General features: G+C 73.0%; 24 protein-coding genes and 2 pseudogenes. 9 read left to right on the top strand and 17 right to left on the bottom strand.

Annotation, left to right across the window (positions count from 1 at the left end; all coding sequences use genetic code 11):
• The first annotated feature begins 118 nt into the window (after positions 1–118).
• Positions 119–361, top strand: coding sequence for a hypothetical protein (locus ABZ738_RS14030; RefSeq protein ID WP_236145931.1), 243 nt, complete (start codon positions 119–121; stop codon positions 359–361).
• Positions 362–368: 7 nt separating this feature from the next.
• Here ABZ738_RS14030 and ABZ738_RS14025 read toward each other — a convergent pair whose 3' ends face one another.
• The 11 genes and pseudogenes from ABZ738_RS14025 to rimP form a co-directional block, all read right to left on the bottom strand.
• Positions 369–1,718 (bottom strand): MATE family efflux transporter, encoded by a 1,350-nt coding sequence (locus tag ABZ738_RS14025; RefSeq protein WP_357213185.1) that lies wholly within the window; start codon positions 1,716–1,718, stop codon positions 369–371.
• A 561-nt stretch (positions 1,719–2,279) separates the two neighbouring features.
• Positions 2,280–2,489: a DUF6186 family protein gene (locus tag ABZ738_RS14020; RefSeq protein WP_176095694.1), complete on the bottom strand. Its 210-nt coding sequence runs from the start codon at positions 2,487–2,489 to the stop codon at positions 2,280–2,282.
• The gene (locus ABZ738_RS14015; protein WP_131055785.1) at positions 2,489–2,896 is read right to left on the bottom strand and encodes a hypothetical protein; all 408 of its coding nucleotides are present in this window, start codon (positions 2,894–2,896) and stop codon (positions 2,489–2,491) included. Before ABZ738_RS14015 ends, ABZ738_RS14020 begins: the two co-directional genes overlap by 1 nt.
• A gap of 65 nt (positions 2,897–2,961) precedes the next feature.
• Positions 2,962–3,957, bottom strand: coding sequence for a bifunctional oligoribonuclease/PAP phosphatase NrnA (locus tag ABZ738_RS14010; protein ID WP_236145942.1), 996 nt, complete (start codon positions 3,955–3,957; stop codon positions 2,962–2,964).
• A 182-nt stretch (positions 3,958–4,139) separates the two neighbouring features.
• The gene (gene rbfA / locus ABZ738_RS14005) at positions 4,140–4,637 is read right to left on the bottom strand and encodes a 30S ribosome-binding factor RbfA (protein ID WP_131055783.1); all 498 of its coding nucleotides are present in this window, start codon (positions 4,635–4,637) and stop codon (positions 4,140–4,142) included.
• A gap of 142 nt (positions 4,638–4,779) precedes the next feature.
• Positions 4,780–5,073 carry a DUF503 domain-containing protein gene (locus ABZ738_RS14000; RefSeq protein ID WP_131055781.1) on the bottom strand — a complete coding sequence of 98 codons (294 nt, stop codon included), beginning with the start codon at positions 5,071–5,073 and terminating at the stop codon, positions 4,780–4,782.
• Between the two features lie 90 nt (positions 5,074–5,163).
• Positions 5,164–7,278 (bottom strand): annotated as a pseudogene (infB, locus tag ABZ738_RS13995) (translation initiation factor IF-2); the annotation flags it as partial.
• A gap of 744 nt (positions 7,279–8,022) precedes the next feature.
• Positions 8,023–8,163, bottom strand: a pseudogene (locus ABZ738_RS13990) (translation initiation factor IF-2 N-terminal domain-containing protein); the annotation flags it as partial.
• 93 nt (positions 8,164–8,256) lie between these two features.
• The gene (locus ABZ738_RS13985) at positions 8,257–8,586 is read right to left on the bottom strand and encodes a YlxR family protein (protein ID WP_131057432.1); all 330 of its coding nucleotides are present in this window, start codon (positions 8,584–8,586) and stop codon (positions 8,257–8,259) included.
• 16 nt (positions 8,587–8,602) lie between these two features.
• Positions 8,603–9,646, bottom strand: a complete 1,044-nt coding sequence (gene nusA, locus ABZ738_RS13980) for a transcription termination factor NusA (protein ID WP_131057434.1) — start codon at positions 9,644–9,646, stop codon at positions 8,603–8,605.
• Positions 9,643–10,311 (bottom strand): ribosome maturation factor RimP, encoded by a 669-nt coding sequence (gene rimP, locus ABZ738_RS13975; RefSeq protein WP_176093002.1) that lies wholly within the window; start codon positions 10,309–10,311, stop codon positions 9,643–9,645. The genes nusA and rimP overlap by 4 nt, the downstream gene beginning before the upstream one ends.
• Positions 10,312–10,485: 174 nt before the next feature.
• Here rimP and ABZ738_RS13970 point away from each other — a divergent pair, with 174 nt between their 5' ends.
• The 7 genes from ABZ738_RS13970 (at position 10,486) to ABZ738_RS13940 (ending at position 17,040) form a co-directional block, all read left to right on the top strand.
• A complete protein-coding gene (locus tag ABZ738_RS13970; protein ID WP_357213178.1) occupies positions 10,486–10,998 on the top strand; it encodes a hypothetical protein in 513 nt (170 codons plus the stop codon).
• Positions 10,995–11,456 (top strand): ferritin-like domain-containing protein, encoded by a 462-nt coding sequence (locus tag ABZ738_RS13965; protein WP_357213175.1) that lies wholly within the window; start codon positions 10,995–10,997, stop codon positions 11,454–11,456. Before ABZ738_RS13970 ends, ABZ738_RS13965 begins: the two co-directional genes overlap by 4 nt.
• A gap of 85 nt (positions 11,457–11,541) precedes the next feature.
• Positions 11,542–12,123: a PadR family transcriptional regulator gene (locus tag ABZ738_RS13960; RefSeq protein ID WP_131057331.1), complete on the top strand. Its 582-nt coding sequence runs from the start codon at positions 11,542–11,544 to the stop codon at positions 12,121–12,123.
• 59 nt (positions 12,124–12,182) lie between these two features.
• On the top strand, positions 12,183–12,929 hold the full coding sequence (locus ABZ738_RS13955; protein ID WP_131057335.1) for an ABC transporter ATP-binding protein: 747 nt from the start codon (positions 12,183–12,185) through the stop codon (positions 12,927–12,929).
• Positions 12,926–15,673 (top strand): FtsX-like permease family protein, encoded by a 2,748-nt coding sequence (locus tag ABZ738_RS13950; protein ID WP_357213172.1) that lies wholly within the window; start codon positions 12,926–12,928, stop codon positions 15,671–15,673. Before ABZ738_RS13955 ends, ABZ738_RS13950 begins: the two co-directional genes overlap by 4 nt.
• Positions 15,674–15,735: 62 nt before the next feature.
• Positions 15,736–16,254, top strand: a complete 519-nt coding sequence (locus tag ABZ738_RS13945; protein ID WP_131057647.1) for a nitroreductase family deazaflavin-dependent oxidoreductase — start codon at positions 15,736–15,738, stop codon at positions 16,252–16,254.
• A 66-nt stretch (positions 16,255–16,320) separates the two neighbouring features.
• A complete protein-coding gene (locus ABZ738_RS13940) occupies positions 16,321–17,040 on the top strand; it encodes a nucleotidyltransferase domain-containing protein (protein WP_176092999.1) in 720 nt (239 codons plus the stop codon).
• A gap of 12 nt (positions 17,041–17,052) precedes the next feature.
• Here ABZ738_RS13940 and ABZ738_RS13935 read toward each other — a convergent pair whose 3' ends face one another.
• Positions 17,053–17,769 carry a VIT1/CCC1 transporter family protein gene (locus ABZ738_RS13935; RefSeq protein ID WP_357213169.1) on the bottom strand — a complete coding sequence of 239 codons (717 nt, stop codon included), beginning with the start codon at positions 17,767–17,769 and terminating at the stop codon, positions 17,053–17,055.
• Positions 17,766–18,623 (bottom strand): type I methionyl aminopeptidase, encoded by an 858-nt coding sequence (map, locus tag ABZ738_RS13930; RefSeq protein WP_131056193.1) that lies wholly within the window; start codon positions 18,621–18,623, stop codon positions 17,766–17,768. The genes ABZ738_RS13935 and map overlap by 4 nt, the downstream gene beginning before the upstream one ends.
• Positions 18,624–18,717: 94 nt before the next feature.
• Here map and ABZ738_RS13925 point away from each other — a divergent pair, with 94 nt between their 5' ends.
• Positions 18,718–19,032, top strand: a complete 315-nt coding sequence (locus tag ABZ738_RS13925; protein ID WP_201272482.1) for an STAS domain-containing protein — start codon at positions 18,718–18,720, stop codon at positions 19,030–19,032.
• A gap of 18 nt (positions 19,033–19,050) precedes the next feature.
• Here the strand turns inward: ABZ738_RS13925 and ABZ738_RS13920 are convergent, their stop codons facing one another.
• From ABZ738_RS13920 to ABZ738_RS13905, 4 genes are all read right to left on the bottom strand, one after another.
• Positions 19,051–22,692, bottom strand: a complete 3,642-nt coding sequence (locus ABZ738_RS13920; RefSeq protein ID WP_357213164.1) for a SpoIIE family protein phosphatase — start codon at positions 22,690–22,692, stop codon at positions 19,051–19,053.
• A 174-nt stretch (positions 22,693–22,866) separates the two neighbouring features.
• The gene (locus ABZ738_RS13915; protein ID WP_131054617.1) at positions 22,867–23,631 is read right to left on the bottom strand and encodes a 3-oxoacyl-ACP reductase; all 765 of its coding nucleotides are present in this window, start codon (positions 23,629–23,631) and stop codon (positions 22,867–22,869) included.
• 3 nt (positions 23,632–23,634) lie between these two features.
• Positions 23,635–24,996, bottom strand: a complete 1,362-nt coding sequence (locus ABZ738_RS13910) for an aldehyde dehydrogenase family protein (protein WP_357213159.1) — start codon at positions 24,994–24,996, stop codon at positions 23,635–23,637.
• Positions 24,997–25,165: 169 nt separating this feature from the next.
• Positions 25,166–26,530 carry a glutamine synthetase family protein gene (locus ABZ738_RS13905; protein WP_131054619.1) on the bottom strand — a complete coding sequence of 455 codons (1,365 nt, stop codon included), beginning with the start codon at positions 26,528–26,530 and terminating at the stop codon, positions 25,166–25,168.
• Positions 26,531–26,795: the final 265 nt, after the last annotated feature.

The following is a 26,795-nucleotide window of genomic DNA, read 5'->3' as shown; positions in this document are numbered from 1 at the left end:
ATGGCGGCGAGGTGCCACCGGCGGATCGCGAGGAGACGAGATGGCCACGAGCGACGGCACCGTCCGCAAGCGAGATCCCGAGCGCCCGGTGAGCCTGCGGACTCCCGACCAGCCGAGCATGTTGCCCGACTGGATGCGCGACCCGCCCCCGCCTCGACGCACCCTGGGGGCCCGCGTCGGCGACCGCCTCGCCGCGCTGCCCGGAGCGCGGTGGCTGCGGGGCCGATGGTGGGCCTGGCAGCGGCGACAACGGCTGTACCAGCGCTTTCCGGTCACCACCAAGATAGTCATGATGGTCGTCGCCTGGACGCTGGCGCTGATCCTGGTGCTGGCGGCCTACGGGATCTTCAGCCTGATCTGAGCCGCCGTCACGCGACGGCGTCGGGCGTCCGTGCCTCGTCCCGGACCGCGCCGGTCACCGCCCAGGCACCGCTGCGCAGCCGCAGCACCAGGCCGACCAGCCGGATCACGACGAACAGCATCAGGCCCGCCCAGATCCCGCCGAGGCCGAGGTCGAAGGCGTAGGCGAGCCAGATCGCCGGCAGGAAGCCGCCCAGCGCACCGGCCACGGTCAGATTGCGCAGGTAGCGGATGTCACCGGCACCGATCAGCACCCCGTCCAGGGCGAACACCACACCGGCCAGGGGAAGCATCGCGACGAACCACGGCCACGCCACCATCGCCTGCGCGTGCACGGCGGTGTCCGGGGTGAACAGGGCCGGCACCACGCCGGCACCGGCCGCCACCAGCGCCCCGAACGCGGTGCCGCAGACCGCGCCCAACCAGGCGACCCGACGGGCCAGGGCCCGCGCCACCGCCGCGTCACCACCACCGAGAGCCGCACCGACCAGCGCCTGCGCGGCGATGGCCAACGCGTCGAGCACCAGCGCGGCGAAGAACCAGAGCTGCACGGCGATCTGGTGGGCACCGACCACGGCAGCCCCGAACCGGGCCGCCACGGCGGTGGCCGACAGGAAGCTGACCTGGAACGCCACGCCCCGGACCAGCAGGTCACGGCTGAGCACGAGTTGCTGGCGGATGACCGGGAGGTTCGGGCGCAGCGGCGCCCGCTCGGAGATCAGCGCGCCGACGAAGAGCACGCCGCCGATGGTCTGCGCGATCACGTTGGCCACCGCCGAGCCGATCAGCCCCATCCCCACCGGATAGACCAGCACCGGGCAGAGCACCGCGGAGAGCAGGTTCGGACCGACCACGAAGTACAGCGGCCGGCGGGTGTCCTGCACACCCCGCATCCAGCCGTTGCCGGCGGCGGCGAGCAGCAGACCGGGCGCACCGAAGGCGGCGACCCGCAGCCACTGCCCGGCGGCCTCGCCCACCTCGCCGCCGCCCGCGAGGGCACCGGCCAGCGCGCCGCCACCGAACTGCATCGCGACCACGACCAGCAACCCCACGCCGAAGGCCAGCCAGGAGGACTGCACGCCCTCGGCCACCGCGGCGCCCCGGTCACCGGAGCCGAAACGGCGGGCGGCGCGCCCGGTGGTGCCGTAGGCGACCACGGTGCCCAGCCAGGCGGTCAGGGTCATCACGGTGCCGCCGACCGCCACCGCGGCGAGCGGCACGCGGCCCAGGTGGCCGACGACGGCGGTGTCGACGAGGACGTAGATCGGCTCGGCGGCCAGCACCACGAGGGCCGGCAGGGCGAGCGCGGCGAACCGGCGCGGTGAGGCGACACGGCTGGCAACGGAGGTCTGGCTCATCGCCGCCGATCCTGGCACGCGATGTGTAAGGAGAGCAAGCTCCTGCGCCACTTACCCGTCGGGGACGTCCGCCAGGGCGGCGGGAGGACAGGCGATGAGCGGTACGCGGCCGGTGGCACGGGCCGCGTCGGGACCGTCAGGCGATCCGGGGCGGTGACGCCGTACGCGTGGTGCGGCTCGGCGTCACCGCCGGTCGCGTACGGTCACTGACGGGTGTCCATGGAGGTCTGCAGGGCGCGGCGGGCCTGCTCGCGGGCCTCGTCGGTGGTCTCGGGCTTGGGCTTGGCGGGCATGGCGGACCCCTTCCAGGGCGCGCGCCGACTGGCGCGACGGCATCACGGGCGGTGTACGACAGGCACCCGAAACCGGCCCCAGGATCACCGGAGCTATGGACGGGTGGTGTGGTGGCGGCCCGGGTCGGTCGACCCTGGAGGGGAAGCGACGCCGGGTAGGGCTCCGCTCCCGTGACCCGCGCCACAGCAGCACAGGTCTATTCCCAAGTTATCGTTCAGGTCCACATGGTGCGTGCTGTTCCCGCCATCTGGACCGGTCGGATCCCGGTCACCTGGCCAGGAAGTGCCAGCCCACCCACCACCAGAAGCCGAACATCCCGATCCGACCCACCGGAACCGGACCGACCTCGTAGCGCATCACGTACGCGCACATCTCGCCGAGCGTCGGGATGCGCGAGCCCTCCCGCCGCGCCATCCACTCGACCATCGCGAACAGCGCCAGACCGACCAGGAACCCGCCGATCGCCAGATACCGCATCATCGGCGAACCAACCCCCAGAACGCCGAGAGCCAGACCAGCCACGCGGCGGACCGGACCAGCCTGTCCTCCAGCAACGGGTCGGCCAGCAGCGAGAAGGTGGGGAAGTCGTCACCGGCCGCCGCGACGAACGTGGCCCCCTCGAACACCCCGAACACCACCACCGGCAGCGTCCACCAGACCGCGCCGGAACCCAGGCGCTCGGGTGCCGGACGGGCCTGCACCCGTTTGGTCAGGCCCAGCCAGATCAGCAGCCCGCCGGTGCCGAACACGTAGAGGTTGGCCTCCGTGGAGAACGACGGGAACCGTCCGCCGACCAGCGAGAGGGCCACCAGCACCGGTACGCAGACGACCGGTCTCTCCCACGTACGGGGAGCGTCGATCGTGAGGTCGTGGGGCTGCTCCATCACTCGATTCTCCCCGTCATCTCCCGGCGGCGGTACGGCAACACTCCCCCGAGCCGCCCCTGAAATCACCCCTCGGGGTCGACGTCACGTCCCTGCGCGGGCGCCACCAACTCGGCGCGTACCCGGTCGACCACCTCGTCCACGCTGCCCCGACCGGTGAACCCGGCGGCGAGTCGATGCCCACCACCGCCCAGCGCGACCGCCACCCGGCTCACGTCCACCGCGCCCTTGCTGCGCAGCGACACCGCCCACTCCTGCGGCCCGGTCTGCTTCACCACACAACTCACGTCGGCCTCGGCGGTGCACCGCACCGGATCGATCAGCGCCTCCAGCACGTACGGCCGCTGGTCGTGCCGGGCCAGGTCGTCCTGGGTCGCGTACGTCCAGACCAGGCCATGCCCGGACGCCGCCTCGGGCTCCAGCCGGGCCCGGCCGAGCACCTCGCCGAAGAGGCGCACCGCGCCGAACGGTCGACTGTCGAAGACCCGCCGGGAGATCTCCCCCGGCCGGATGCCGGTGGAGATCAGGCGGGCCGCCATCTCGTGCACCGCCGGCGTGGTCGCGTCGAACCGGAACGAGCCGGTGTCGGTGCTCAGCGCCACGTACAGGCACTCGGCGATGCCGGCGTCCAACGGGACGCCGAGCCGGGCCAGCAGTTCCTCCGCGACCACCGAGGTCGCCGCCGCCGCCGGGTCGACCAGGTTGACGTCACCGAAGCCGACGTTGGAGGCGTGGTGGTCGAGCACCAGTGCGCTGCCCGGACCGGCCAACCGGTCGGCCAGGTCACCGAGGCGCGAGTCGCTGGCCGCGTCGAAACAGATCACCAGGTCCGGCTCCGGGTCGGCCTCGGTCTCGGGGACCAGCAGATCCAGCCCGGGCAGGCCACGGAACGGATCAGGCACCTCCGGCGGCCCGGGGAAGGTCGCCTGCAATCGGCGTACGCCGAGCTGCCGCAGCCCGAGCCCGAAGCCGAGCATGCTGCCCAGCGCGTCGCCGTCCGGGTTCACGTGGCAGATCAGCAGCACCCGGCCGGCGGGCACCACCTGGCGCACCGCGGCCACCGCAGCGGCCCAGTCGGCCTCACTCGGCGCGGACCCGCCCGAGGAGGTCGCCGTCGAGGCTCCGGTGGTCGCCGCGTCCGGGTCGGCGGCACCCGCCGCTCCCCCGGCCGCACCGGGGCGGGCCGGACTCGGCAACGCCGCACCCGGGCCCGACTCGGTCAGCGCACCGCCGGAGGGGGCGGTCACCGCCGATCCCCGCTCCGGGTGTCGTCCGTGTCACCGGTGCCGGTCTCGTTCTCGGCCTCGTCGGGCTCGTCGTCCTCGTCGTCGAGCCGGTACGGCTGGGCCTCACCGGCGTACGCGGCCTTGGCGGCGAGGCGCTGCACCTCCGCGTCGGCCGTCCGGGCCGCCGCGAGCAGGTCGTCGATGTGCTTCACCTGGTCCTGCACGTCGTCCAGGACGAACGTCAGGGTCGGCGAGTGACGCAATCCGAGCGCCTTGCCGACGGTGCTGCGCAGCATGCCCTTCGCGCTGTCGAGCGCGGCGGCGGTACCCGCCTGCGCCGCCGCGTCACCGAGCACGGTGTAGAAGACCGTGGCGTCGCGCAGGTCGGCGGTTATCCGGGCGTCGGTGATAGTGATCATGCCGAGCCGCGGATCCTTGATCTGGCTCCGCACCACCGACGCGACCAGTTCACGCACCCGCTCCGCGTGCCGACGTACCTTGGCCGGATCCGTCATCTCCGCCACCTCCACGGCGTCCCGCTGCCGGCCGGAACCGGCGACGCCGTCACCGGAGCCCGCACCGACCCCAACACTGGAAACCCTACCCGCGCCACGTGCTCCGGCGCGCGGGGCGGCAGGGGGCCGCACCCGCCACCGGTCAGTCGTCCTCGCCGTGCAGCCGGCGGCGTACCGACAGCAACTCGACCTCCGGTCGACCGGCCACCAGGTGCTCGCACGAGTCGAGCACCTCACGGGCGTGCGCCGCCTCCGCGGCCACGACCGCCACTCCTATCTCAGCTCGCCCGTGCAGGTCGAGCGCACCCACCTCGGCGGCCGAGACCTCGAAGCGGCGCAGCGCCGCCACGATCGGCCGTACGTACGATCTCTTCGCCTTCAGCGACCGGGAGTCGCCCGGCAGCAGCAGGTCGAACACTGCGGTTGCGGTGAACATCGCTGCGGACACTACCCGCACCCCACCCCGCATGATCAAGGGGTTTACGCCATTCGGCGTAAACCCCTCGATCAGTGCGTCACTACCGGATCAGGCGCGAACCTTCTCCCGCATCTCGAAGGTCTCGATGATGTCGCCCGGCTGCACGTTGTTGTAACCGGCCAGCGTCAGACCACACTCGAAGCCCTCGCGGACCTCGGTCGCGTCGTCCTTGAAGCGCTTGAGCGAGCTGATCGTGATGTTGTCCGCCACGACCGTGCCGTCGCGCAGCAGGCGCGCCTTCGCGTTGCGTCGGATGATGCCCGACCGGACGATGCAACCGGAGATGTTGCCGATCTTGGACGAGCGGAAGACCTCGCGGATCTCCGCGCTGCCGAGCTCGACCTCCTCGTACTCCGGCTTGAGCAGGCCCTTGAGCGCCGCCTCGATCTCCTCGATGGCCTGGTAGATGACGGTGTAGTACCGGATCTCCACGCCCTCGCGGTCGGCCATCTCGCGGACCTTGTTCGAGGCCCGCACGTTGAAGCCGATGATCGTGACCGGCTCGGACGAGGCGCTCGCGAGCATGACGTTGCTCTCGGTGATCGCGCCGACGCCCCGGTCGAGGACCTTGAGCTGGACCTCCTCGGGGATGTCCAGGTTGAACAGCGCGTCCTCCAGGGCCTCCACGGAACCGGAGACATCGCCCTTGAGGATGAGGTTGAGCGACGTCTTCTCGCCCTCCTTGAGCTGCTCCATGAGCGTCTCGAGGGTGGCCCGGCCACGCGAGTTGGCGAACGCCGCCGCCCGTCGCCGTGCCTGGCGCTGCTCGGCGATCTGCCGCACCGTGCGGTCGTCCGCCGCGGCGAGGAAGGTGTCGCCCGCGCCGGGCACCGCGGTCAGGCCGAGGACCAGGACCGGACGCGCCGGACCGGCCTCGGTGACCTGGTTGCCGTTCTCGTCGAGCATCGCCCGGACCCGGCCGTGCGCCCCACCGGCGACGATCGAGTCGCCCGCCCGCAGGGTGCCCTTCTGCACCAGCACCGTCGCCACCGCACCGCGACCCTTGTCCAGGTGCGCCTCGATGGCCACACCCTGCGCCGGCCCGTCGGTCGGAGCGGTCAGCTCCAGCGACGCGTCGGCGGTGAGCAGCACTGCCTCGAGGAGTTCCTCGATGCCGATGCCGGGCTTCGCGGCCACGTTGACGAACATGGTCTCGCCGCCGTACTCCTCGGCGACCAGGCCGTACTCGGTCAACTGCTGGCGGACCTTGTCCGGGTTCGCCTCCGGCTTGTCGACCTTGTTGACCGCGACCACGATCGGCACGTCCGCCGCCTTGGCGTGGTTGAGCGCCTCGATGGTCTGCGGCATCACGCCGTCGTCGGCCGCCACCACCAGGATCACGATGTCGGTGACCTGGGCACCACGGGCACGCATGGCGGTGAACGCCTCGTGACCCGGGGTGTCGATGAAGGTGACCGCCCGGTCCTCGCCCTCGTGCGGGACGTGGACCTGGTAGGCGCCGATGTGCTGGGTGATGCCACCGGCCTCGCCGGCCACCACGTTCGCCTTGCGGATCGCGTCGAGCAGCTTGGTCTTACCGTGGTCGACGTGACCCATGACGGTCACCACCGGCGCACGGCTGACCAGGCGGTCCTCCGCGACCTCGGCGTCGAGGTCGATGTTGAACTGCGCGAGCAGCTCGCGGTCCTCGTCCTCCGGGCTGACGATCTGCACGGTGAAGCCGAGGTGCTCACCCAGCAGCAGCAGGGTGTCGTCGGAGCACGACTGGGTCGCGGTGACCATCTCGCCCAGGTTGAACATCTCCTGGACCAGCGAACCCGGGTTGGCGTTGATCTTGTCGGCGAAGTCCGACAGCGAGGCGCCACGGGAGAGCCGGACCACCTGCCCCTGACCCCGGGGAGCACCCGAGCTCATGGTCGGGGCCGACAGGTTGTCGAACTCCTGTCTGCGCTGCTTCTTGGACTTGCGACCACGGGTCGGCTTGCCACCCGGACGGCCGAAGGCACCGGCGGCACCGCCGCCACGGCCACGGCCACCGCCACCCGGACGACCGCCGCCACCGGCCGGTCCGCCCGGCCGGAAGCCGCCACCGGCACCGGCACCGCCGCCGCCACCGGGGCCGCCACGGTAGCCACCGCCACCGCCGCCACCACCGGGACCGCCACGGTAGCCACCGCCACCGCCGCCACCACCGGGACCGCCACGGTAGCCACCGCCACCGCCGCCACCCGGACGACCGGCACCGCCGCCGCCACCGGGGCGACCGGCACCCGGGCCACCCGGACGACCGGGACGCTGACTCGGCATGGACGCCGGGCTGGGCCGCGGCGGCATCGAGGCGGGACTCGGCCGCGGCGGCATCGAGGCCGGGCTGGGCCGGGGACCACCGGCACCGGCGGCCGGCGGCCGCTGCTGCTGGCTGCCCTGGATACCGAAGGGGTTGTTACCGGCGCCACGCGCCGGCGGGCGACCCTGCCGGCCACCCGGGCCGGGGTTCGGGCCACCGGGACGACCCGCGGCCGGGGAACCCGGGCGGGGCGGCATGGTGCCGGGACCGGGCCGCGGGCCCGGACCTGGACGGGCGCCACCGTCTGCCGGAGGCTCCCGGCGGACGTTGTCACGCTGCTGCTGGCGGGCGGCCTGTGCGGCCTTGACCGCGGCCTCCTGCTCGGCCTTCAGCGCGGCGGCGCGCGCCTCGGCGGCGGCCACCTCGATGTCGTGGGCACTCGCCGGCTTGGCGACCGGGGTCACCGCCGGCGGAGGGCCGGGAACCGGGGCCTTCGGCTTCGGTCCGGGCATCGCCGGACGCCGCGGCGGCATCGGCTTCGCGGTGACGCGGGGCTCGCCGGGGGTCGCCGGCGGGGTGGGCGCTGCCGCCGGAGCCGGTGCGGCCGACGGCGCAGCCGCCGGGGCACCAGAGCCGCCGGAGGCGACGAAGGCGTTACGCAGCCGTCGGGCGACGGGCGCCTCGACCGTGCTCGACGCGGACTTGACGAACTCGCCCATTTCTTTCAGCTTGGCGAGAACGGTCTTACTCTCGACCCCGAGCTCTTTCGCAAGCTCGTGTACGCGGGCCTTGCCTGCCACTGCACTCCTCACTCCGAGGTCGTGCGGGCAGCACCCGCAGCGACCTCACTCGTGCACTTGAAGCCTGGTCATTTCTGGGACTTCATCGTGTGCTCATGTCGGTCGTCCTACCTTGCTAGCGGCCACACCCGGTCGGACGACCGGACGTGGTGGTTGACGCGTCAGGTACTCCGCGAGGGTGCCGTCATCCGGAACCCCGGCGAGGCGCAGCGCGCGCCCGAAGGCGCGACGCCGCACTGCCTGCGCGAAGCAGGCCGGATCTGGGTGCATGTTCGCTCCCCGACCCGGCAGTCTGCGGGCCGGATCGGGTCGAAGGCTGAACCCAGCCTCGTCACCGACCGCGACGATCCGCAGTAGTTCACTGGCCGGTGCCCGCCGTCGGCAGCCCACACAGGTGCGCTCCGGCAGCGCGCGTCGTGCCACTGGAAGAAGTCTACCCCTAGCTTCCCGAGACCGCTCCGCCTGGCTCCCGGACGGGGTCGGCTCCGGGCCGCCCACTGGAGCCAGTCTGTTCCGCGTCGGACCGGATGTCGATCCGCCAACCGGTCAGTCGGGCAGCAAGCCGGGCATTCTGCCCCTCCCGCCCGATCGCCAGGGAGAGCTGGAAGTCCGGCACGGTCACCCGGGCCGCGCGGGCACCCAGGTCCACCACCTCGACCCGCAGCGCCTTCGCCGGCGACAACGCGTTGCCGACGAAGGTCGCCGGGTCGTCGGACCAGTCGATGATGTCGATCTTCTCGCCGTGCAGCTCGCTCATCACCGCCCGGACCCGCTGCCCCATCGGGCCGATACAGGCGCCCTTGGCGTTGACCCCGGGAGTGGTGGAGCGGACCGCGATCTTCGTCCGGTGACCGGCCTCACGCGCGATCGCGCCGATCTCGACCGTGCCGTCGGCGATCTCCGGAACCTCCAGGGCGAAGAGCTTCTTCACCAGGTTCGGGTGGGTACGCGAGAGCGTGATCTGCGGGCCGCGCATCCCCTTGGCCACGTGCACCACCACGCACCGGATCCGCTCGCCGTGGGTGTACCGCTCGCCGGGCACCTGCTCGGACTGGGGCAGCACCCCCTCCAGCTTGCCCAGGTCGACCGTGACGATGCCCTTCTCGGCCCGGGCCTCGTGCGCCTGCACCACCCCGGTCACCAGGTCACCGTCGCGGCCCGCGTACTCGCCGAAGTGCACCTCGTCGGTGGCCTCCCGCAACCGCTGGAGGATGACCTGCTTGGCGGTCATGGCGGCGATCCGCCCGAAGTCGTGCGGAGTGTCGTCCCACTCCCGGTCGACGGTGCCCTCGTCGCCCAGTTCCTGGGCGTAGACCAGGGCCACGCCGGTCTTGCGGTCGATCTCCACCCGGGCGTGCGACTGCGCACCCTCGGTGTGCCGGTACGCGGTCAGCAGCGCGGTCTCGATCGCCGCCAGGATCGTGTCGAACGGGATCTCCCGCTCGCGCTCGAGTGCGCGCAGCGCCGCGAGGTCGATGTTCACCTCTCCTCGTCCTCCACATCGTCATCGTCATCGTCGTCGAGGTCTTCTGATTCGGCCAGGTCGTCGAGGCGGCTGAACTCGACCTGCACCCGGCCCGGCCCCAGGTCGGCGTACGCCCACCCGGCGCTTTCGGTGTCGGTCTCCAGCACCACGCGCTCGTCGTCGGCCTCGACCACCCGCCCGGTGACCTGCCGGTCGCCGGCCGGTCGGCCATCGGTCGTCCCGCCGCGCACGGTCACCCGGACCAGCCGGCCCACGTTGCGCCGCCAGTGCCGGGGCAGGGTCAGCGGGCGGTCCACCCCCGGCGAGCTGACCTCCAGTTGGTACTCCCCGGCGACGATGTCGCCGCCGGTCTCCTCGGCCGCGTCCAGCGCTGCCGAGACCGCCCGCGACACGTCGGCGACCGCGTCCAGGTTGATGCCGCCGTCGGCGTCGACGATCACGCGTACCACGTGTCGTCGTCCGGCCCGGGAGACGGCAAGGTCCTCCAGGTCGTAGCCGGCCTCGGCGACGACCGGTGCGATCACCGCGCGCAGCCGCTCACGGCGGGCGGCCAGGTCACCCCGGCCCCCCTGCGCAGCAGTGCGCGGCGCGGGACCACCTCGCGGAGCCTGACCGCCACGGGGTCGCCCCGTCGTTCTGGTGGCACGGCCACGCTGCGTCATCTGTTGGACCTTCCACTGCTCGTCGGCCGCCATGCCGGCACGCCACCGGTGCGGGCGCGCCGGTGGTTGCGCAGAGCGTAACGCGCCCGGCGAAGGAGAGCCCGGGCGGCGCACCGGCGCCACCGCGCCACACGGCCCACGGCGATGGTGTTGACTTGTCCGGTGGTGATGGGCATGACGAGTCGGCCGGACGGGTCCGCCGAGCTGTCCCGGCGCAGGGTCCTGCGGGCCGGTGCGCTGCTGGCGCTGGGTGGGTCCGCCGTGCCGCTGAGCGGTTGCGGTCTCTTCGGCGGGGACGAGCAGCCACCGGAGCCGGACCCGCTGGCCCCGCTGGTCGACGAGTCGTTGGGTCTCGCCGCGGGGCTGCGCGCCGCCGCCACCGCCCACCCCGACCTGGCCGCCCGGCTCGTCCCGCTCGCCGAGTCGCACGAGGCGCACGCGGCCGAACTGGCCCGGCTGACCGGTGCCGCGACACCGTCCGGCCCGGCCGTTCCGAGCGGGGCGACCTGGTCCTCCCCCGCCGTCCGGCCGGGTGAGCCGGCCGCCACGCTGGCCGCGTTGCGCCAGGCCGAGCGGACCGGCCGGGAGTCGGCCAAGGCCGCCTGCGCCGCCGCGCCGGCCGACCGCGCCGCGGTGCTGGGCTCCGTCGCCGCCGCCCGCGCCAGCCACCTGGAGGCGCTGCGATGAACGGGCGGTTCACCGGGCGCGGTGCGCCGGCCGGGCCGGGCGAGGCGCTCGCCGGGGCGTTGACCGCCGAGTACGCCGCCATCTGGGCCTACGGCCCGATCGGTGTACGCCTGACCGGCGACGATCGGAAGGCCGCCGCCGACGCGGAGGCGGCCCACCGGGGCCGGCGGGACGCGCTGGTGATGCAGATCAGCACCGGTGGCGGAACGGTGCCGCCGGACCGGGCCGGTTACGCCCTGCCGTTCCCGGTGACCGACCGGGCCAGCGCGCTGCGGCTCGCGATCGAGGTGGAGGAGCGGACGGCGGCGTTCTGGCGGGCGGCACTGCCGGTCAGCACCGGCGCCGAGCGGGAGCGGGCCCTGGCCGCCCTGGTCGACTACGCGGTCCGGGCGACACGGTGGCGGCGCAGCGCCGGCACCACCCCGCTGACCGTGCCGTTCCCGGGTCGCCCCGCCTGAGGGGCGCCACCCCGGTCGATGGGTAGGCAGCGTCACGGTCCGCACCGGTTGCGGATGGCATACCAGGTATGCATACTCCCGTTCCATGTCCATCCGTCACGGCCTGCTCGCCCTGCTCGAACGTGGCCAGATGTACGGCTACCAGCTCCGGGCCGCCTTCGAGGAGTCGACCGGCTCCACCTGGCCGCTCAACATCGGGCAGGTCTACACCACCCTGTCCCGGCTGGAGCGGGACGGGCTGGTGCGGTCGCTGCCGGAGAGCGAGGCCGGGCAGCGGCCGTACGAGATCACCGAAGCCGGACGGGCGGACCTGACGCTGTGGTTCGCCACCCCGATCAGCCGCAACGACCGGCCCCGTGACGAACTGGCGATCAAGCTGGCGTTGGCGCTGACCACACCGGGCGTGGACGTTCGTACCGTGGTACAGACCCAGCGCACCGCGACGATGCGGACACTCCAGGAGCTGACCCGGTTGAAGTACTCCAGCGACCGGCCCGAGGACCTGCCATGGCGACTGGTGCTGGACGCGATGGTCTTCCAGGCCGAGGCGGAGGTGCGATGGCTCGACCACTGTGAGAGCAGCCTGGTGCGGCACCGCCCCCCGGCACCCGGCCCGACGCCACTGCCCGAGGCGGCGGGCCGCAGTGGTGAGGAGGCCTGGCGGTGAGCGCGGACGAGCGGCAGACGTCGCGTACCCGTGACACCGCCGCGACATCCGACTCCGGCATTCCCCACGACACCGGGCCCGTCCCGGAGGCCGTGCTGGAGCTGCGGGACGTGCACCGGACCCACGGCAGCGGCCCGGCCGCGGTGCACGCGCTGCGCGGGGTGAGCCTGGTCGTCCGCCCCGGCGAACTGGTCGCCGTGATGGGTCCCTCCGGCTCCGGCAAGTCGACCCTGCTGACCCTGGCCGGCGGGCTGGACAGCCCGACCACCGGTCACGTGCTCGTCGAGGGACAGCCGCTGCACACCCTGGACCGGCGTGGCCTGGCCCGGCTGCGCCGCCGCCGGATCGGGTACATCTTCCAGAACCTCAACCTCATCGGCAGTCTGACCGCCGCCGAGAACGTCTCCCTCCCCCTCGAACTCGACGGCGCGGGCGTCCGGCGGGCCCGCCGGCTGGCGCTCGACGCGTTGACCGAGGTGGGTCTGACCGAACTCGGTGACCGGTTCCCCGACCAGCTCTCCGGCGGCCAGCAGCAGCGCGTCGCGATCGCCCGGGCGCTGGTCGGCGAAAGACGTCTGGTGCTGGCCGACGAGCCGACCGGAGCGCTGGACTCGCAGACCGGTGAGGCCGTCCTGCGGCTGCTGCGCCGCCGGGTCGACGCCGGAGCCGCCGGTGTGCTGGTCACCCACGAGGCGCGGCACGCCGCCTGGGCGGACCGGGTGGTGTTCCTGCGCGACGGTGTGACGGTCGACTCGACCGCCCCGCTGGCCGGCGTCGACGCGCTGCTCTCCGGCAGTCTTCGGTGACCCTCCGCCCCCAGTCGCGGCCGGTGCACGACCTCCCACCCGAGCGGCCCCGCCGGACCCGGTTGGCCGAGACGGTGGGCTCCTGGCGGGCCGCGCTGCGGATCGCCCGCCGCGAGGTGACGCGGGCCCGTGGGCGTACGGCTCTGGTGCTGGCGATGATCGTCCTGCCCGTCCTGGCCCTGTCCTTCGTCGCGGTCAGCGCGGACATGGCCCGGCTCGACCCCGCCGAGAAGATGGAGCAGCGGCTCGGCAACGCCGACGCGGAGCTGCGGGTGGTCAGCCAGGGGCCGGTCACCCAGAACGCCGACGGCAGCGTGTGGAACGCGCCGGAGGACCGGATCCCCGAGACGGTCACCGTGGACGACATCCTCCGGCTGCTCCCGGCGGACAGCCGGGTCCTCCCGGTACGCCGCTGGCTGCCGCTTCCCCTCCGGGACGGCACCCGGGCCCGCGACGACGTACCCGCCACCGAGGTCGACCTCGCCGATCCGCTCGCCGCCGGCCTCGTTCGGATCCACGATGGTCGGGTGCCGACAAAGGCCGACGAGGTCGCGCTGAACCGGGCCGCTCGGCGTACCCTCGGCGTCGACGTCGGGGGCGTGCTCAACGCCCGGGACGGCACGAGGAGCTGGACCGTCGTCGGTGTGGTCGAACTCCCGGAGTCGCTGGAGCCGATGGCGTTCCTGCGTTCCGCCGGTGAACCGTCGGGCTCGCTGAACCACGACACCGTGTTCCTGGTCGACCTCCCCGGGCCGGTGACCGAGGACCTGTTCCGCCACCTCAACCGCAACGGAGTGGTGGTCGGTGCCCGCGTCTCCGCACCGTCGAGCCCGGTGGAGGCGGTCCGTCCGCTCGGCAACAGCCTGGGCGCGGAGGAGATCGGCACCGGGGTGCTGGTCGGCGGACTGGGTCTGCTGGAGGTGGTGCTGCTGGTCGGCCCGGCCTTCGCGGTGGGGGTCCGGCGACGGCGGCGGGAGCTGGCACTCGTCGCGGTGGCCGGCGGCGACGCGGCTCAGCTCCGCCGGGTGGTGCTCGCCGACGGCGTGCTGCTCGGATGCATCGGTGCCGCCGCCGGGGTGGCCCTCGGTGTGCTCTCCGCGTTCGCCGCCCGGCCGCTGGTCGAGGAGTTCGTCTTCCAGCACCGCTTCGCCGGGTACCGCGTCTGGCCGGCGGCGCTGGGCGTGATCGCACTCGTCGCCGTACTCGCCGGGGTGCTGGCCGCGCTCGCGCCGGCCTGGACCGCCGCCCGGCAGGAGGTGGTCGCCGGGCTCGCCGGCCGACGCGGCGCGCCCACCCACCGGCGGCGCTGGCTGGCGCTCGGTGTGCTGCTGGCCGTCACCGGGTTGGTCATCGCCGGGATCGGTGCGGCGATGGTCCGTTCGTCGGTCATCCTCGCCGGGCTGGTGCTCGGCGAACTCGGGCTGGTCTTCGCCACGCCGACGCTGGTCGGACTGCTGGCCCGGCTCGGCCGGTTCCTCCCGCTGGCGCCCCGGATCGCGGTACGCGACGCCAGTCGCAACCGTTCCTCGACCGCGCCGGCCATCTCGGCGGTGATGGCGGCGGTCGCCGGCAGCGTCGCCCTCGGGGCCTTCCTCGCCAGTGACGACGTCCGCGCCGACCAGCAGTACCGTCCGCTGCTGCCGCGCCAGACGGTGCTGGTCACCGCCGACGACCCGGACGCCACCGGGCCACCGGACCGGGCCGCCGTCACCGCGGCGGCCCGTGACCATCTCGGTGCCGGGTCGGTCGCCCCACTGGTCGCGGCCGGCTGCCGGACGAATTTCGATGCCTGCGTGGTGAGCGCGGTGGCGCCGCCGGACCAGGTCTGCCCATGGCGACCCTACGAGTCGATCAGCGAAGCCGACGAGCAGCGGGCCCGCGCCGACCGCCGCTGTCAGTGGCCGGCCGAGGACCACCTCGACGGCTACGTCCAGGTGGCGGTCGACGACGGTGCGGCGCTGCCGATGCTCACCGGCGCCACGCCGGCCGAGGTCACCGCCGCCACGGCCGTCCTGCGCGCGGGTGGCGCGGTGGTGACGGACCCGCGATACCTCGTCGACGGCCGCGTCCACCTCCGCGTCGAGGACGACAAACGCGAGACGGGGGAGGCGACCACGACGACCGTGCCCGGGTACGCGGTGCGGAGCCACCTGAGACCGTCCTGGCTGCTCATCTCGCCCGCCGCAGCCGACCGCCTCGACCTCGCCGTCCGACAGACCGGCTGGGTGGTCGAGGCCGCCGAGCCGCCGGGACAGCGGCAGCGGGACCGGTTCGTCGACGCGCTGGAGTACCTCGGCCCGGTCGGCGCGCAGTTCGAGCTCGGTCACGGCTTCACCGGCACCGAGCCGCTGCTGCTCCTGCTGGCCGGGGTCTCCGCGGTGGTGACCGTGGGGGCCGCCGGGATCGCCACCGGACTCGCCGCCGCCGAGGGGCGGGCCGACCTGTCCACACTCGCCTCGGTCGGTGCCGGACCGGGCGTACGGAAGCTGCTGTCGCTCTGCCAGGCCGGCGTGATCGCGGTGCTCGGTTCGTTGCTGGGCATCGTCGCCGGGCTCGGCTCGGCGATGATCATCCTGACCTTCACGAATCGACGGCTGGCCGAGGGGTGGCCGGTGGAGCCGCCGTACCCGCTGTTGGTGCCCTGGCTCACCCTCGGCGTGCTGGTCGTGGTGCCGCTGGTGGCGATGGCCGGGGCGGCACTGCTGACCCGGTCCCGGCTGCCGGTGGAACGCCGCCTGGACTAGGACCGACCGGCCCGGCTGAACGGCGGGTGTCGGACCGACGCCGGTGGATGCAGAATGTCCGGATGTCCGTACTGCGCGACGTGACCCGCCGAATCGGTCACCACCCCTGGTTCGGCGCCACCGCCCGGCTGCTGGTGCCGCTCGACCGGGCGGTCGGGCGACTGACCCGGGGCCGGGTGGTCGCGCTCGGGTTGGTGCCGTCCCTGGTCATCACCACCACCGGCCGCCGCTCCGGGAAACCGCGCAGCAACCCGCTGCTCTACGTGCCCGACGGGGACGGGTACGTGGTGGTCGGCTCGAACTGGGGCCAGACCCAGCAGCCCGCCTGGTCGCTGAACCTGCTCGCCGAGCCACACGCCGAAGTGGACGTCGCCGGGCGTCGCCTCGCGGTACGCGGCGAACCGGCGACCGGCGCCGAACGCGAGCGACTGTGGCGGTTGCTGGTCGACGCCTGGCCCGCGTACGAGGCGTACGTGCGGCGGGCCGGTGACCGGGAGATCCGGGTCTTCCGGCTGGTGCCGACGGCCTCCGGCACGCCCGACGGCACGGACCCGCCGGACGGGCCGCCCGCGCCGCACTAGGGTGTGCGGTGACCGGGCCGTCGCTACCGGCGACGGTCCGCACGGTGGCGCGATGGGGTGGTCGGTGTGGACGGTGTCCAGGAGCACCGGGACGATCCCCGGTGGCAGGTGGCCGGACGGATCGCCGAGGCGGTCCGTCGGCGCTTCCCCGCCGACGTGCTCGCCGTCGCGGTGCACGGGCCGCTCGCGCACGGCGACGACGACGGTGGCGGGGACAGCGAGGTCGGGTTGCTGGTGGTCACCTACCGACCCGACACCGGGCCGCCCTCGGCCACCCGGCGGGTCGACGGGGTGCTGGTCGACCTGACCGTTGCCGCCGCCGAGGAGCGTCTGCGCCAGGCCCGGCAGCTCACCTCGCGGTGGCCGTTGACCGCCGACCGGTACGTGACGACCCGGCCGCTGCACGACCCGACCGGGTGGCTGCGCACCCAGCGGGACGCGCACCTCGGGCGGTTGGCGAGGGCCCGCCCGGCCGAGTTCAGCAGCGCCGCCCGCCGGGCCTGGTACCGGGGCAGCGCGGCGCACGCGCGGGCGGCCCGGCTCGCCGAGTGGTACGAGACGGACCAGGCCCTGCTGATGCTCGGCGAGTCACGGCTGGCCGCCGCGACCGTCACCGGGCTGCTCAGTCGCACCTACTTCCGCGACCCCGGCGACGCGGTCCGGCGGACCGGGCTGGCCGGGGCGGACATGACCGAGGTCGGGGCGGTGCTGGCCCGCCAGTCGGCCGAGTTGACCGCCCGGGGCCGGCCGGTCGACGGGACCGTCGACGACCTGCTCACCGGCTGACCGCGCGGCGGCTCAGCCCAGCCCGCCCTGCACGCCGATCAACGCACCGATCAGGTAGGTCGCCGCCGCCGCGGCGGCGCCGAGCAGCAACTGCCGCATCCCGCCGGTCCACCACCGCCGGTTGGTGAACCGGGAGACGACCGCGCCGGCCACGAAGAGGCCGAGCCCGCCCACCGCCAGGGCCAGCACCAGGCTGGTGGCGCCGAGAAGGTACGGCAGCAGCGGCACCAGCGCGCCGACCGAGAAGCAGAGGAACGACGACAGTGCCGCCGCCCACGGGTTGGGTTGCTCGTCCGGGTTGACGCCCAACTCCTCCTGGACGTGCATCCGCAACGCCTGCTCCGGATGCTGGCGGACCGCCTCGGCCACCTGGACGGCAAGATCCTCTGGCAATCCCCGCGCCATCCACATCTCGGCGAGTTCCCGGGCCTCCTCCTCGGGATGGTGTTCCAGCTCGCGCCGCTCCTTGGCCACCTCGGCGGCGATCTGCTCGTTGGCCGAGCGGACACTCGTGTACTCCCCGAGCGCCATCGAGATCGCGCCGGCGACCAGACCGGCGGTGCCGGTCAGCACGATGGCCTGCGGCGAGACGCCGCCACCGCCGACGCCCGCGATCAGGGCGATGTTGGTCACCAGCCCGTCCATGGCACCGAAGACGGCGGGTCGCAGCCACCCGCCGGAGACGTCCGCGTGGTGGTGCTCCCGCAGTGCCGCAGGGGTGTCGGTCACGGCAGCGTCAGGATCTCGTACCCGTTCTCGGTCACCAGCACCGTGTGCTCGAACTGGGCGGTCCACTTGCGGTCCTTGGTGACCACCGTCCAGCCGTCCTCCCACATGTCGTACTGGTGGGTGCCGAGGGTGATCATGGGCTCGATGGTGAACGTCATGCCCGGCTCCATCACGTCGGTGGGCCGGGGGCTGTCGTAGTGCGGCACGTACAGGCCGCTGTGGAACGCCTCGCCGATGCCGTGGCCGGTGAAGTCGCGGACCACGCCGTAGCCGAACCGCTTCGCGTACGACTCGATGACCCGGCCGATGACGTTGATCTGCCGGCCCGGCGCGACGGCCTTGATGCCCCGCGTCATCGCCTCGTGGGTCCGCTCGACCAGCAGCCGGACCTCCTCGTCGACCTCGCCGACGCAGAAGGTGGCGTCGGTGTCGCCGTGCACCCCGCCGATGTACGCGGTCACGTCCACGTTGATGATGTCGCCGTCGGCCAGCACGGTGGTGTCCGGGATGCCGTGGCAGATCACCTCGTTCAGGCTGGTGCAGCAGGACTTCGGGAAGCCCCGGTAACCCAGCGTCGACGGGTAGGCGCCGTGGTCGACGAGGAACTCGTGCACCACCCGGTCGATCTCGTCGGTGGTCACACCGGGCTTGCAGTGCTCGCCGGCGAGCTGGGTGGCCTGCGCGGCGAGCCGCCCGGCGACCCGCATCTTCTCGATCGTCTCCGGCGTCTGCACGTGCGACCCCTGCCACGGCCGGGGGGCCTTCTTGCCGACGTACTCCGGTCGGACGATGTGGGCGGGCACCGGCCGCCACGGGGAGATCGTGCCTGGGGTCAACGGCGCACGGACGGTCATGCGGCAAGCCTATCGCCGCCCCCGGGGTGACCCCCACCACCGTCGGTGGCCCACGGTTGTTGCCCTACAACAACCGCTGTGTCAAGGTGTCAGCGTGGATCAAGGGGGAGCACCACCCGTCTTCTCCGCCAGCGCGGAGATCGACGGTGACCAGCTCCGCGTGGTGGTCACCGGCGAGGTGGACATGGCGACCGCGGACATCATGCTGCAGACCGCGCTGCGTGAGCCGGCCGTCCGGCTGCTCCTCGACCTGCGCGCGGTCAGCTTCTTCGACTCGGCGGCGATCCACGCCGTGGTGCGGCTCGCCGGTCACTATCCGGACACCCTCGACGTGCTGCCGTCCCGGCAGGTCAGCCGCGTGCTGCACATCGCCGGCCTGGGTGAGCAGCGCTGGTTGCGGCCGGTCTGACCCGCCGGGCCCACCGGCTCAGGCACCCAGTTCCCGACGTAGCGTCACCTCCGTGCCCTCCGTGGTACGCGTGACCGACAACTCCCCGAGTGCCTCGATCAGCGACAGTCCCCGGCCCCGGAAGCCCGACCCGGTCGACTCCCGCCAGCGTCCGCTGTCGCGGATGGTCGCGGTCACCGTCCGGCCCTCCACCGTCACCTCGACGCCGATCGTCGGCTCCACCGGGTCGACCGGGTGTTCGATGGCGTTCGCCGCCGCCTCCGACACCGCCACCGTCAGGTCGAACAGGTCGGTCTCGTTCACCCCGTGCGCGACCAGGAAGTCCTCCAGCCGCTTCCGCAGCACGCTCAGTCGGGTCGGGTCGGCGGGCAGCCGCAGCGCGAACCGGTTGAGCTCGGCAGCCTCCAGCGCGAGCACCGCCACGTCGTCCCGGCGGGGCCGGTCCACGACGCGCTGCACCACCGCCTCGACCAGGTCCACCACATGCTCCCCCGGCCGGGCCGCATCGGCGCGGAGCTGGGCCAACGCGTCGTCGATGTCGACGTTCCGGTCCTCGATCAGGCCGTCGGTGTAGAGCAGCAGCCGCTCGCCGGCACACAGCTCGCCGGAGACCGTCTCGTACTCCGCCCCGGGGATCGCGCCGACGGGTGGCCCCAGCGCCCGGTCGTGCAGGAACGCCACGTCGCCTCCTCGGATCAGCAGCGGGGACGGATGACCGGCGTTGGCGTACCGCAGCCGCCCGGTACGAGGGCTGAACCAGAGGCAGAAGACCGTGGCGAAGGACCGGGAGCCGGTCGACCCCACGAGCCGGTTGAGCCGGGTCAACGACTCTCCCGGATCGAACCCCTCCAGCACGTACGCCCGCAGCGCGTTGCGCAGCTGACCCATGGCCGCCGCGGCCGGCACCCCCTTGCCGACGACGTCCCCGATGACCAGGACCATCTCGTCGTCCTCGCGGGTCACCACGTCGTACCAGTCGCCGCCGACCTCGACGTCGTCGCTGCCGGGCAGGTAACGGCTGGCCACCACGGCACCGGGCAACTGGGGCAGGGTGCGCGGCAGCAGGCTGTGTTGCAGGGTCGTGGCGATGCGATGCTCCACCTCGTAGAGCTGGGCGTTCTCCAGGCGTACGCCGACGAGCCGGGCGAGCTGGGTCAACGCGGCCTCGTCCGTGCCGGCCGGCTCGGTGACCGCACGCCACACCCGCAGTTCACCGAGGCGCTTGCCGCCCACCCCGGTCAACGGCAGGACGAAGGCGGGATCGGCGGCGCTGGTGCCGCCGCCGTCGGCCTCGAACCGCGCGTCTCCGGCGGTGACGGACACCCGGACCGCCTCGGCGAGACTCAACGCGTGCCGCGCCGCGACCTGGAGCACCTCGTTCGTGGAGCGCGCGGTGTTCACCGCCACGGCCGCGTCCGCGAGTGCGGCCAACCGCCGGATGAGCTGGCCGCGCAGTTGGCCGAGTTCGACGTTGGCGCGTACCCGGGCGACCAGTTCCTGCCCGGAGAAGGGCTTGGTCAGGTAGTCGTCGGCGCCCACCGCCAGGCCGGCCACCTCCTCGGCCGAGCCGGCGCGGGCGGAGAGCAGGACGATCGGCACGTACCGGGTGCGCGGGTCGGCGCGCAGCGCGGCGACCAGCCCGAAGCCGTCCAGCCGCGGCATCATCACGTCGGTCAGCACCAGGTCGAAGTCGGTGTCGACGGCCAACCGCAGGGCGTCCACGCCGTCGGTGGCGGTGCACACCTCCCAGGTCGGCGCGAGCAGCCGGGCGACGTGTTCGCGCAGGTCCGGGTTGTCGTCGACGACCAGGATGCGGCCCGCCGCCGACCCCGTGCCACGGACCTCACCCGTCGCGGCCCGGTCGTCGCTCCAGCGCTCGGTCTCGGCGACGAAGAGGGCGCTCTGCACCGGCTCACGCTCGGTGCCCGTCTCGGCCACCCGGTCGGCCGGGAGGTGCCCGGAGCCGAACGGGACGGTGACCACGAAGCGGCTGCCCTCGTCGACGCGGCTGGTCGCGCTGACCTGACCGCCGTGCATCTCGACCAGTTCCCGCACCAGGGCCAGGCCGATCCCGGTGCCCTCGTGGCTTCGCGACCGCACCCCGGGTGCCCGGTGGAAGCGCTCGAAGACGTGCGGCAGTTCCTCGTCGACGATGCCGACACCGGTGTCGGCGACCTCCAGGCGGGCCACTCCGTCGACCGCCCGGACCTCGATCCGGATCTCCCCGTCGAGGGTGAACTTCACCGCGTTGGAGACCAGGTTGAGAACGATCTTCTCCCACATCTCCTGGTCGACGTAGACCGGCTCGGGCAGCGGCGGGCAGTCCACCGTCAGCCGCAACCCGGCGCGTTCGGTGGCCGAGCGGAACGTGCTGGCCAGCCGGGCGGTGTAGTCGGCCAGGTCGACCGGCTCGTAGTACGCGGCCAGCCGCCCCGACTCCAGCCGGGAGAAGTCGAGCACCGTGTTGACCAGCTTGAGCAGCCGCAACGCGTTGCGGTGCATCATCGTCAGCCGCTGGGTGTACACCTCCGGCAGGGCCGGGTCGGCGAGCAGGTCCTCCAGCGGGCCGAGCACGAGGGTCAGCGGGGTACGGAACTCGTGGCTCACGTTGGCGAAGAAGTTGGTCTTCGCCAGGTCCAGGGCGGCCAGCTCGGCGGCGCGGGCCTGCTCCTGCTCGTACGCGCGCTGCTTGCCGACGGCCCGCGAGACCTGCGCGGCGACGAGTTCGAGGAAGGTGCGGTAGTCGTCGGTGAGCGGCAACCGGCGGGCCACCCCCAGCACCAGCACGCCCGCCTGCTCGGCGGTGGCGGTGATCGGCAGCAGCAGCGCCTCGTCGGCGGCATCGGCCGGCACCTCACCGAACAGGTCGGCGGTGGACACCGTGCCGCCCCCGGCGGCGGCCAGGTCGGCCAGCCCGGCGTCGGGCTCCTCGGGCCCGGTCATCGGGCCGCTCGTCCCGGCCAGCCGCAGACCACCGTCGGGGCCGTACAGGTAGAGCAGCCCGAACGGTACGTCCTGCCGGTGCCGGTCGAGCACGTCCACGGCCGCGTGGCAGAGTTCCGCGCTGCTGCCCACGTCGGCCAACTCGGAGCCGAGTTCGGCGAGCGTACGCAGTCGCCGCTCGCTGAGCAGCCGACCGGTGGTCTCACTGCAGACGCAGAGCACGCCGCTGATCGAGCCGTCGGTGTCCCGGATCGGGTCGTACGAGACGTCGAAGTAGACGTCCTCCATGAAGCCGTACCGGTCGAGCAGGAAGTGGTGGTCCCGCGCCTGGTACGCCTCACCGGTCCGCAGGACCTCGGTGAGCAGCGGCCCGAGCACGTCCCAGGTCTCGACCCAGTGTTCGCGGGCCGGCTGCCCGACGACGGCGGGATGCTTGTCCCCGATGGTCGGGCGGTAGGCGTCGTTGTAGAAGGCGCGCTGGTCCTCGCCCCAGAAGATGACGATCTGCGCCTTCGAGGCGAGCATCGTGCTGACCGCGTTGCCGAGCGCGCTGGGCCACTGCTCCGGTGCGCCGAGCGGGCTGGTCGACCAGTCCCGGTCGCGCAACAGCGCGCCCATCTCGCCACCGCCCGCGAACGCCGCCGCGAGCAGCGGTGGAACCCCACGACGCGCCGCCGACGGATCGCCCCCGTCCACGCCCCCCTGGGCCGAGTTCATGCAGCCTCCCCGGCCTGTGCGCGACGTGCCCTGATCATCGCTGCCGTGACCGGACTTCTACCCCGCCGAACCAGGAACGTAACGCATCAGCTGATCGCGACGCTGATTACCCCACGACACTTGTCGATCAACCGATACGAATCGCCCCACCGTTCACCGGAAGTGTCGGGTACATCACAGCGGCGTGACGTACGCGCCGGTGATCCCGCCGTCGACCACGAACTGCGCAGCGGTCATGAACGAGGAGTCGTCACTGGCCAGGAAGGCCACCGCGGCGGCGATCTCGGTCGGTTCGCCGAACCGCCCCATCGGCACGTGCACCAGCCGGCGCGCGGCCCGCTCCGGATCGGCGGCGAACAGCTCCCGCAGCAGCGGCGTGGCCACCGGACCGGGGCACAGGGCGTTGACCCGGATGCCCTCCCGGGCGAACTGCACGCCCAGTTCCCGGCTCAGCGCCAACACCCCGCCCTTGCTCGCGGTGTACGCGATCTGCGACGTCGCCGCACCCATCAGCGCCACGAACGAGGCGGTGTTGATGATCGAGCCCCGGCCCTGCCGGCGCATGTGCGGGATGACGTACTTGCAGCACAGGTAGACGCTCGTGGTGTTCACCCGCAGCACCCGCTCCCAGGCGTCCAGCCCGGTCTCCAGGATGGAGTCGTCGTCCGGCGGGGAGATGCCCGCGTTGTGGAACGAGACGTCCACCCGCCCGTACCGCTCGACCACCCCGTCGAAGAGGTCACGGACGGCGCCCTCGTCGGTCACGTCGACGGCGACGAAGGTCCCGTCGACCTCCTCGGCGGCCCGGGCACCCCCCTCGGTGTCGACGTCGACGCAGACCACCCGGGCTCCCTCGGCGGCCAACCGCCGAACGGTGGCCAGTCCGATCCCGCTGGCCGCGCCGGTGACCACCGCCACCCGGTCCTGCAACCGCTGCATCGCTCACTCCTCCGTGCTGATGAAGACGTTCTTGACGTCGGTGAACGCGTGCAGGGCGTCCGGACCCAGCTCGCGACCGAGACCGGAGCGTTTCATCCCGCCGAACGGCGTCGAGTACCGCACCGAGGAGTGCGAGTTGACGCTCAGGTTGCCCGCCTCCACCGCCCGCGCCACGCGCACCGCCCGGCCCACGTCCCGCGTCCAGACCGAGCCGGAGAGGCCGTACTCGGTGTCGTTGGCGAGCCGGATCGCGTCCGCCTCGTCGTCGAAGGGCAGCACCGAGACGACCGGGCCGAAGACCTCCTCGCGCCAGTGCCGGTCGGCCGGCGAGTCGGCGAGCAGCACCGTCGGCGGGTACCAGTAGCCGGGGCCGTCCGGGCTGGAGCCGGTGAAGGCGACCCGCGCGCCGTCGACGTACCCGGCGACCCGGTCCCGGTGCCCGGCGGAGATCAGCGGCCCCATCTCGGCGGCCTCGTCGGCCGGGTGGCGTACCCGGAACGCCCGCACCGCCGGCTCCAGCAGCTCCAGGAAGCGGTCGTAGACCGAGCGCTGCACCAGGAGTCGGGACCGGGCGCAACAGTCCTGGCCGGCGTTGTCGAAGACTCCCGACGGCGCGGTCGCCGCCGCCTTCTCCAGGTCGGCGTCGGCGAAGACCAGGTTCGCCGACTTGCCGCCCAGCTCCAGGGTCAATCGCTTCACCTGGGCGGCGCAGCCCGCCATGATCCGGGTGCCGACCTCGGTGGAGCCGGTGAAGCAGATCTTGCGGACCGCCGGATGGTCGACGAAGCGCTCGCCCACCACGTCGCCCCGCCCCGGCAGCACCGTGAACACGTCCTCGGGCAGCCCCGCCTCCCGGGCCATCTCGCCCAGGCGCAACGCGGTCAGCGGGGTCAGCTCGGCGGGCTTCAGCACCACCGTGTTGCCGGCGGCGAGCGCGGGAGCCAGCCCCCAGGCGGCGATCGGCATCGGGAAGTTCCACGGCACGATCACCCCGACCACGCCGAGCGGCTCGTGGAACGTGACGTCCAACCCGCCCGCCACCGGGATCTGCCGCCCGGTCAGCCGCTCCGGTGCCCCCGCGTAGTAGTCCAGCACGTCCCGTACGTTGCCCGCCTCCCAGCGGGCGTTGCCGATGGTGTGCCCGGCGTTCTCGACCTCCAGCCGGGCCAGCTCCTCCACGTGCGCGTCGACCACCGCCGCGAACCGCCGCAACAGCCGGGCCCGCTCCCCCGGCGCCACCCACCGCCACCGCTCGTACGCCACCGCCGCCCGCGCCACCGCCGCGTCGACCTCGTCCGCAGACGCCCCCGCGACCTCGCGCAGCACCGCCCCGCTGGCCGGATTCCGCACCTCACCCACGCCCACCCACACTCCCCTCACCCTCGCTGCCCACCTTGCCTGCCCCGCCCGTGTTCTGCGCCGCGATCATGGAGTTGTGGTACTCCGTGAACGTCGCGAAAGGGGACAGGTCGGGCGCCACGACTCCATGATCGGCGCACATCGACGCACGCGAGACGGGACGACCCGGGCTCGGTCAGAGGCGCTCGAAACCACGGGCGAGTTCCCAGTCGGTGACGGCCGCGTCGAAGGCGGCCAGCTCGACCCGGCCCATGTTGGTGTAGTGGGCGACCACGTCGTCGCCGAAGGCCGTCCGGGCCACCGTGGAGGACTCCCAGAGCGTGAGGGCGTCCCGGAGGGTGCCGGGGACGCGTTCGGCCGCCGCGTCGTCGTACGCGTTGCCGGTGCACTCCTCGCCCAACTCCAGCTCCTGCTCGATGCCGTGCAGCGCACCCGCCACCAGTGCCGCGATCGCCAGGTACGGGTTGACGTCCGCCCCCGGCACCCGGTTCTCCACCCGCATCCCCTGACCGTGGCCCACCACCCGTAGCGCGCAGGTGCGGTTGTCGGTGCCCCAGCGCAACGCCGTCGGGGCGAAGGAACCCGGCTGGTAGCGCTTGTAGGAGTTGATGTTCGGCGCGAAGAGGAGGCTGAACTCCCGCATCGTGGCGAGCAGCCCGGCCAGCACCCGCTGCCCGGTGACGCTCAGGTGACCCGGTCCGTCGCCCAACATGGCCGACCCGCCGGAGGCGTCCCGCAGGGAGAAGTGGATGTGGCAGGAGTTGCCCTCCCGGGCGTTCGGCTTCGCCATGAAGGTGATCGACATGCCCTCCTGGGCGGCGATCTCCTTGGCCCCGTTCTTGTAGATCACGTGGTGGTCGGCGCAGCGCACCGCCTCGTCGTAGCGGAAGGCGATCTCGTGCTGGCCGAGGTTGCACTCGCCCTTGGCGCTCTCCGGGGTGAGTCCCGCGCCGGCCATCTCGTTGCGGATACGCCGCAGCAGCGGCTCCACCCGGGCGGTGCCGAGCAGCGAGTAGTCCACGTTGTACTGGTTGGCCGGGGTCAGCTCGCGGTAGCCGCGCTGCCATGCCTGCTCGTACGAGTCACGGAACAGCACGAACTCCAGCTCCGTGCCCGCGTACGCGGTCAGTCCGTGCGCGGCCAGCCGGTCGAGTTGCCGGCGCAGGATCTGCCGGGGCGAGACGGTCACCGGACCGGTCTCCCCGGGCCAGTGCAGGTCGGCCAGGAGCAGGGCGGTCCCGGGCTGCCACGGCACCCGGCGCAGCGTGTCGAAGTCCGGCGTCATCGCCAGGTCACCGTAGCCGCGCGACCAGCTCGACATCTCGTATCCGTCGACGGTGTTCATGTCGACGTCCACCGCGAGCAGGTAGTCACAGCCCTCGCTGCCGTGCCCGACGACCTGGTCGAGGAAGAACGGCGCGTGGAACCGTTTGCCCTGTAGCCGACCCTGCATGTCGACCAGGGCCAGGACCACCGTGTCGATCTCGCCCTCGGCGACGGCGACCCGCAGTTGCTCCAGCGTGAGCGGTGCATTCCTCATCCGCGAGCCTCCATCACCAAGGTCTACCCGCCGAGCTGATCACCGTCAACGGGACGCTCCGGTCGTACCCCGTTCCGCGTCCCCGGCAAACCGGTCCGGTGTCCGGCGCACCACGGGGGCGTACCCGGCCCGTCGTCCGCCGGCCGACTAATCGCGTTGCCGGTCGGGCCGTACCTGACGCATCCTTGAGCCTGTGACCAGGCCCGATCGCGACGGGCCGACCACGGGCCCTCGGAACGGCCCGACAGCCGCGGCGGCGCGGGCG

It is taken from the genome of Micromonospora sp. NPDC047793, from assembly GCF_040642635.1.
Taxonomy (GTDB): Bacteria; Actinomycetota; Actinomycetes; order Mycobacteriales; family Micromonosporaceae; genus Micromonospora.
This window is presented reverse-complemented; position numbering and strand designations above follow the sequence as displayed.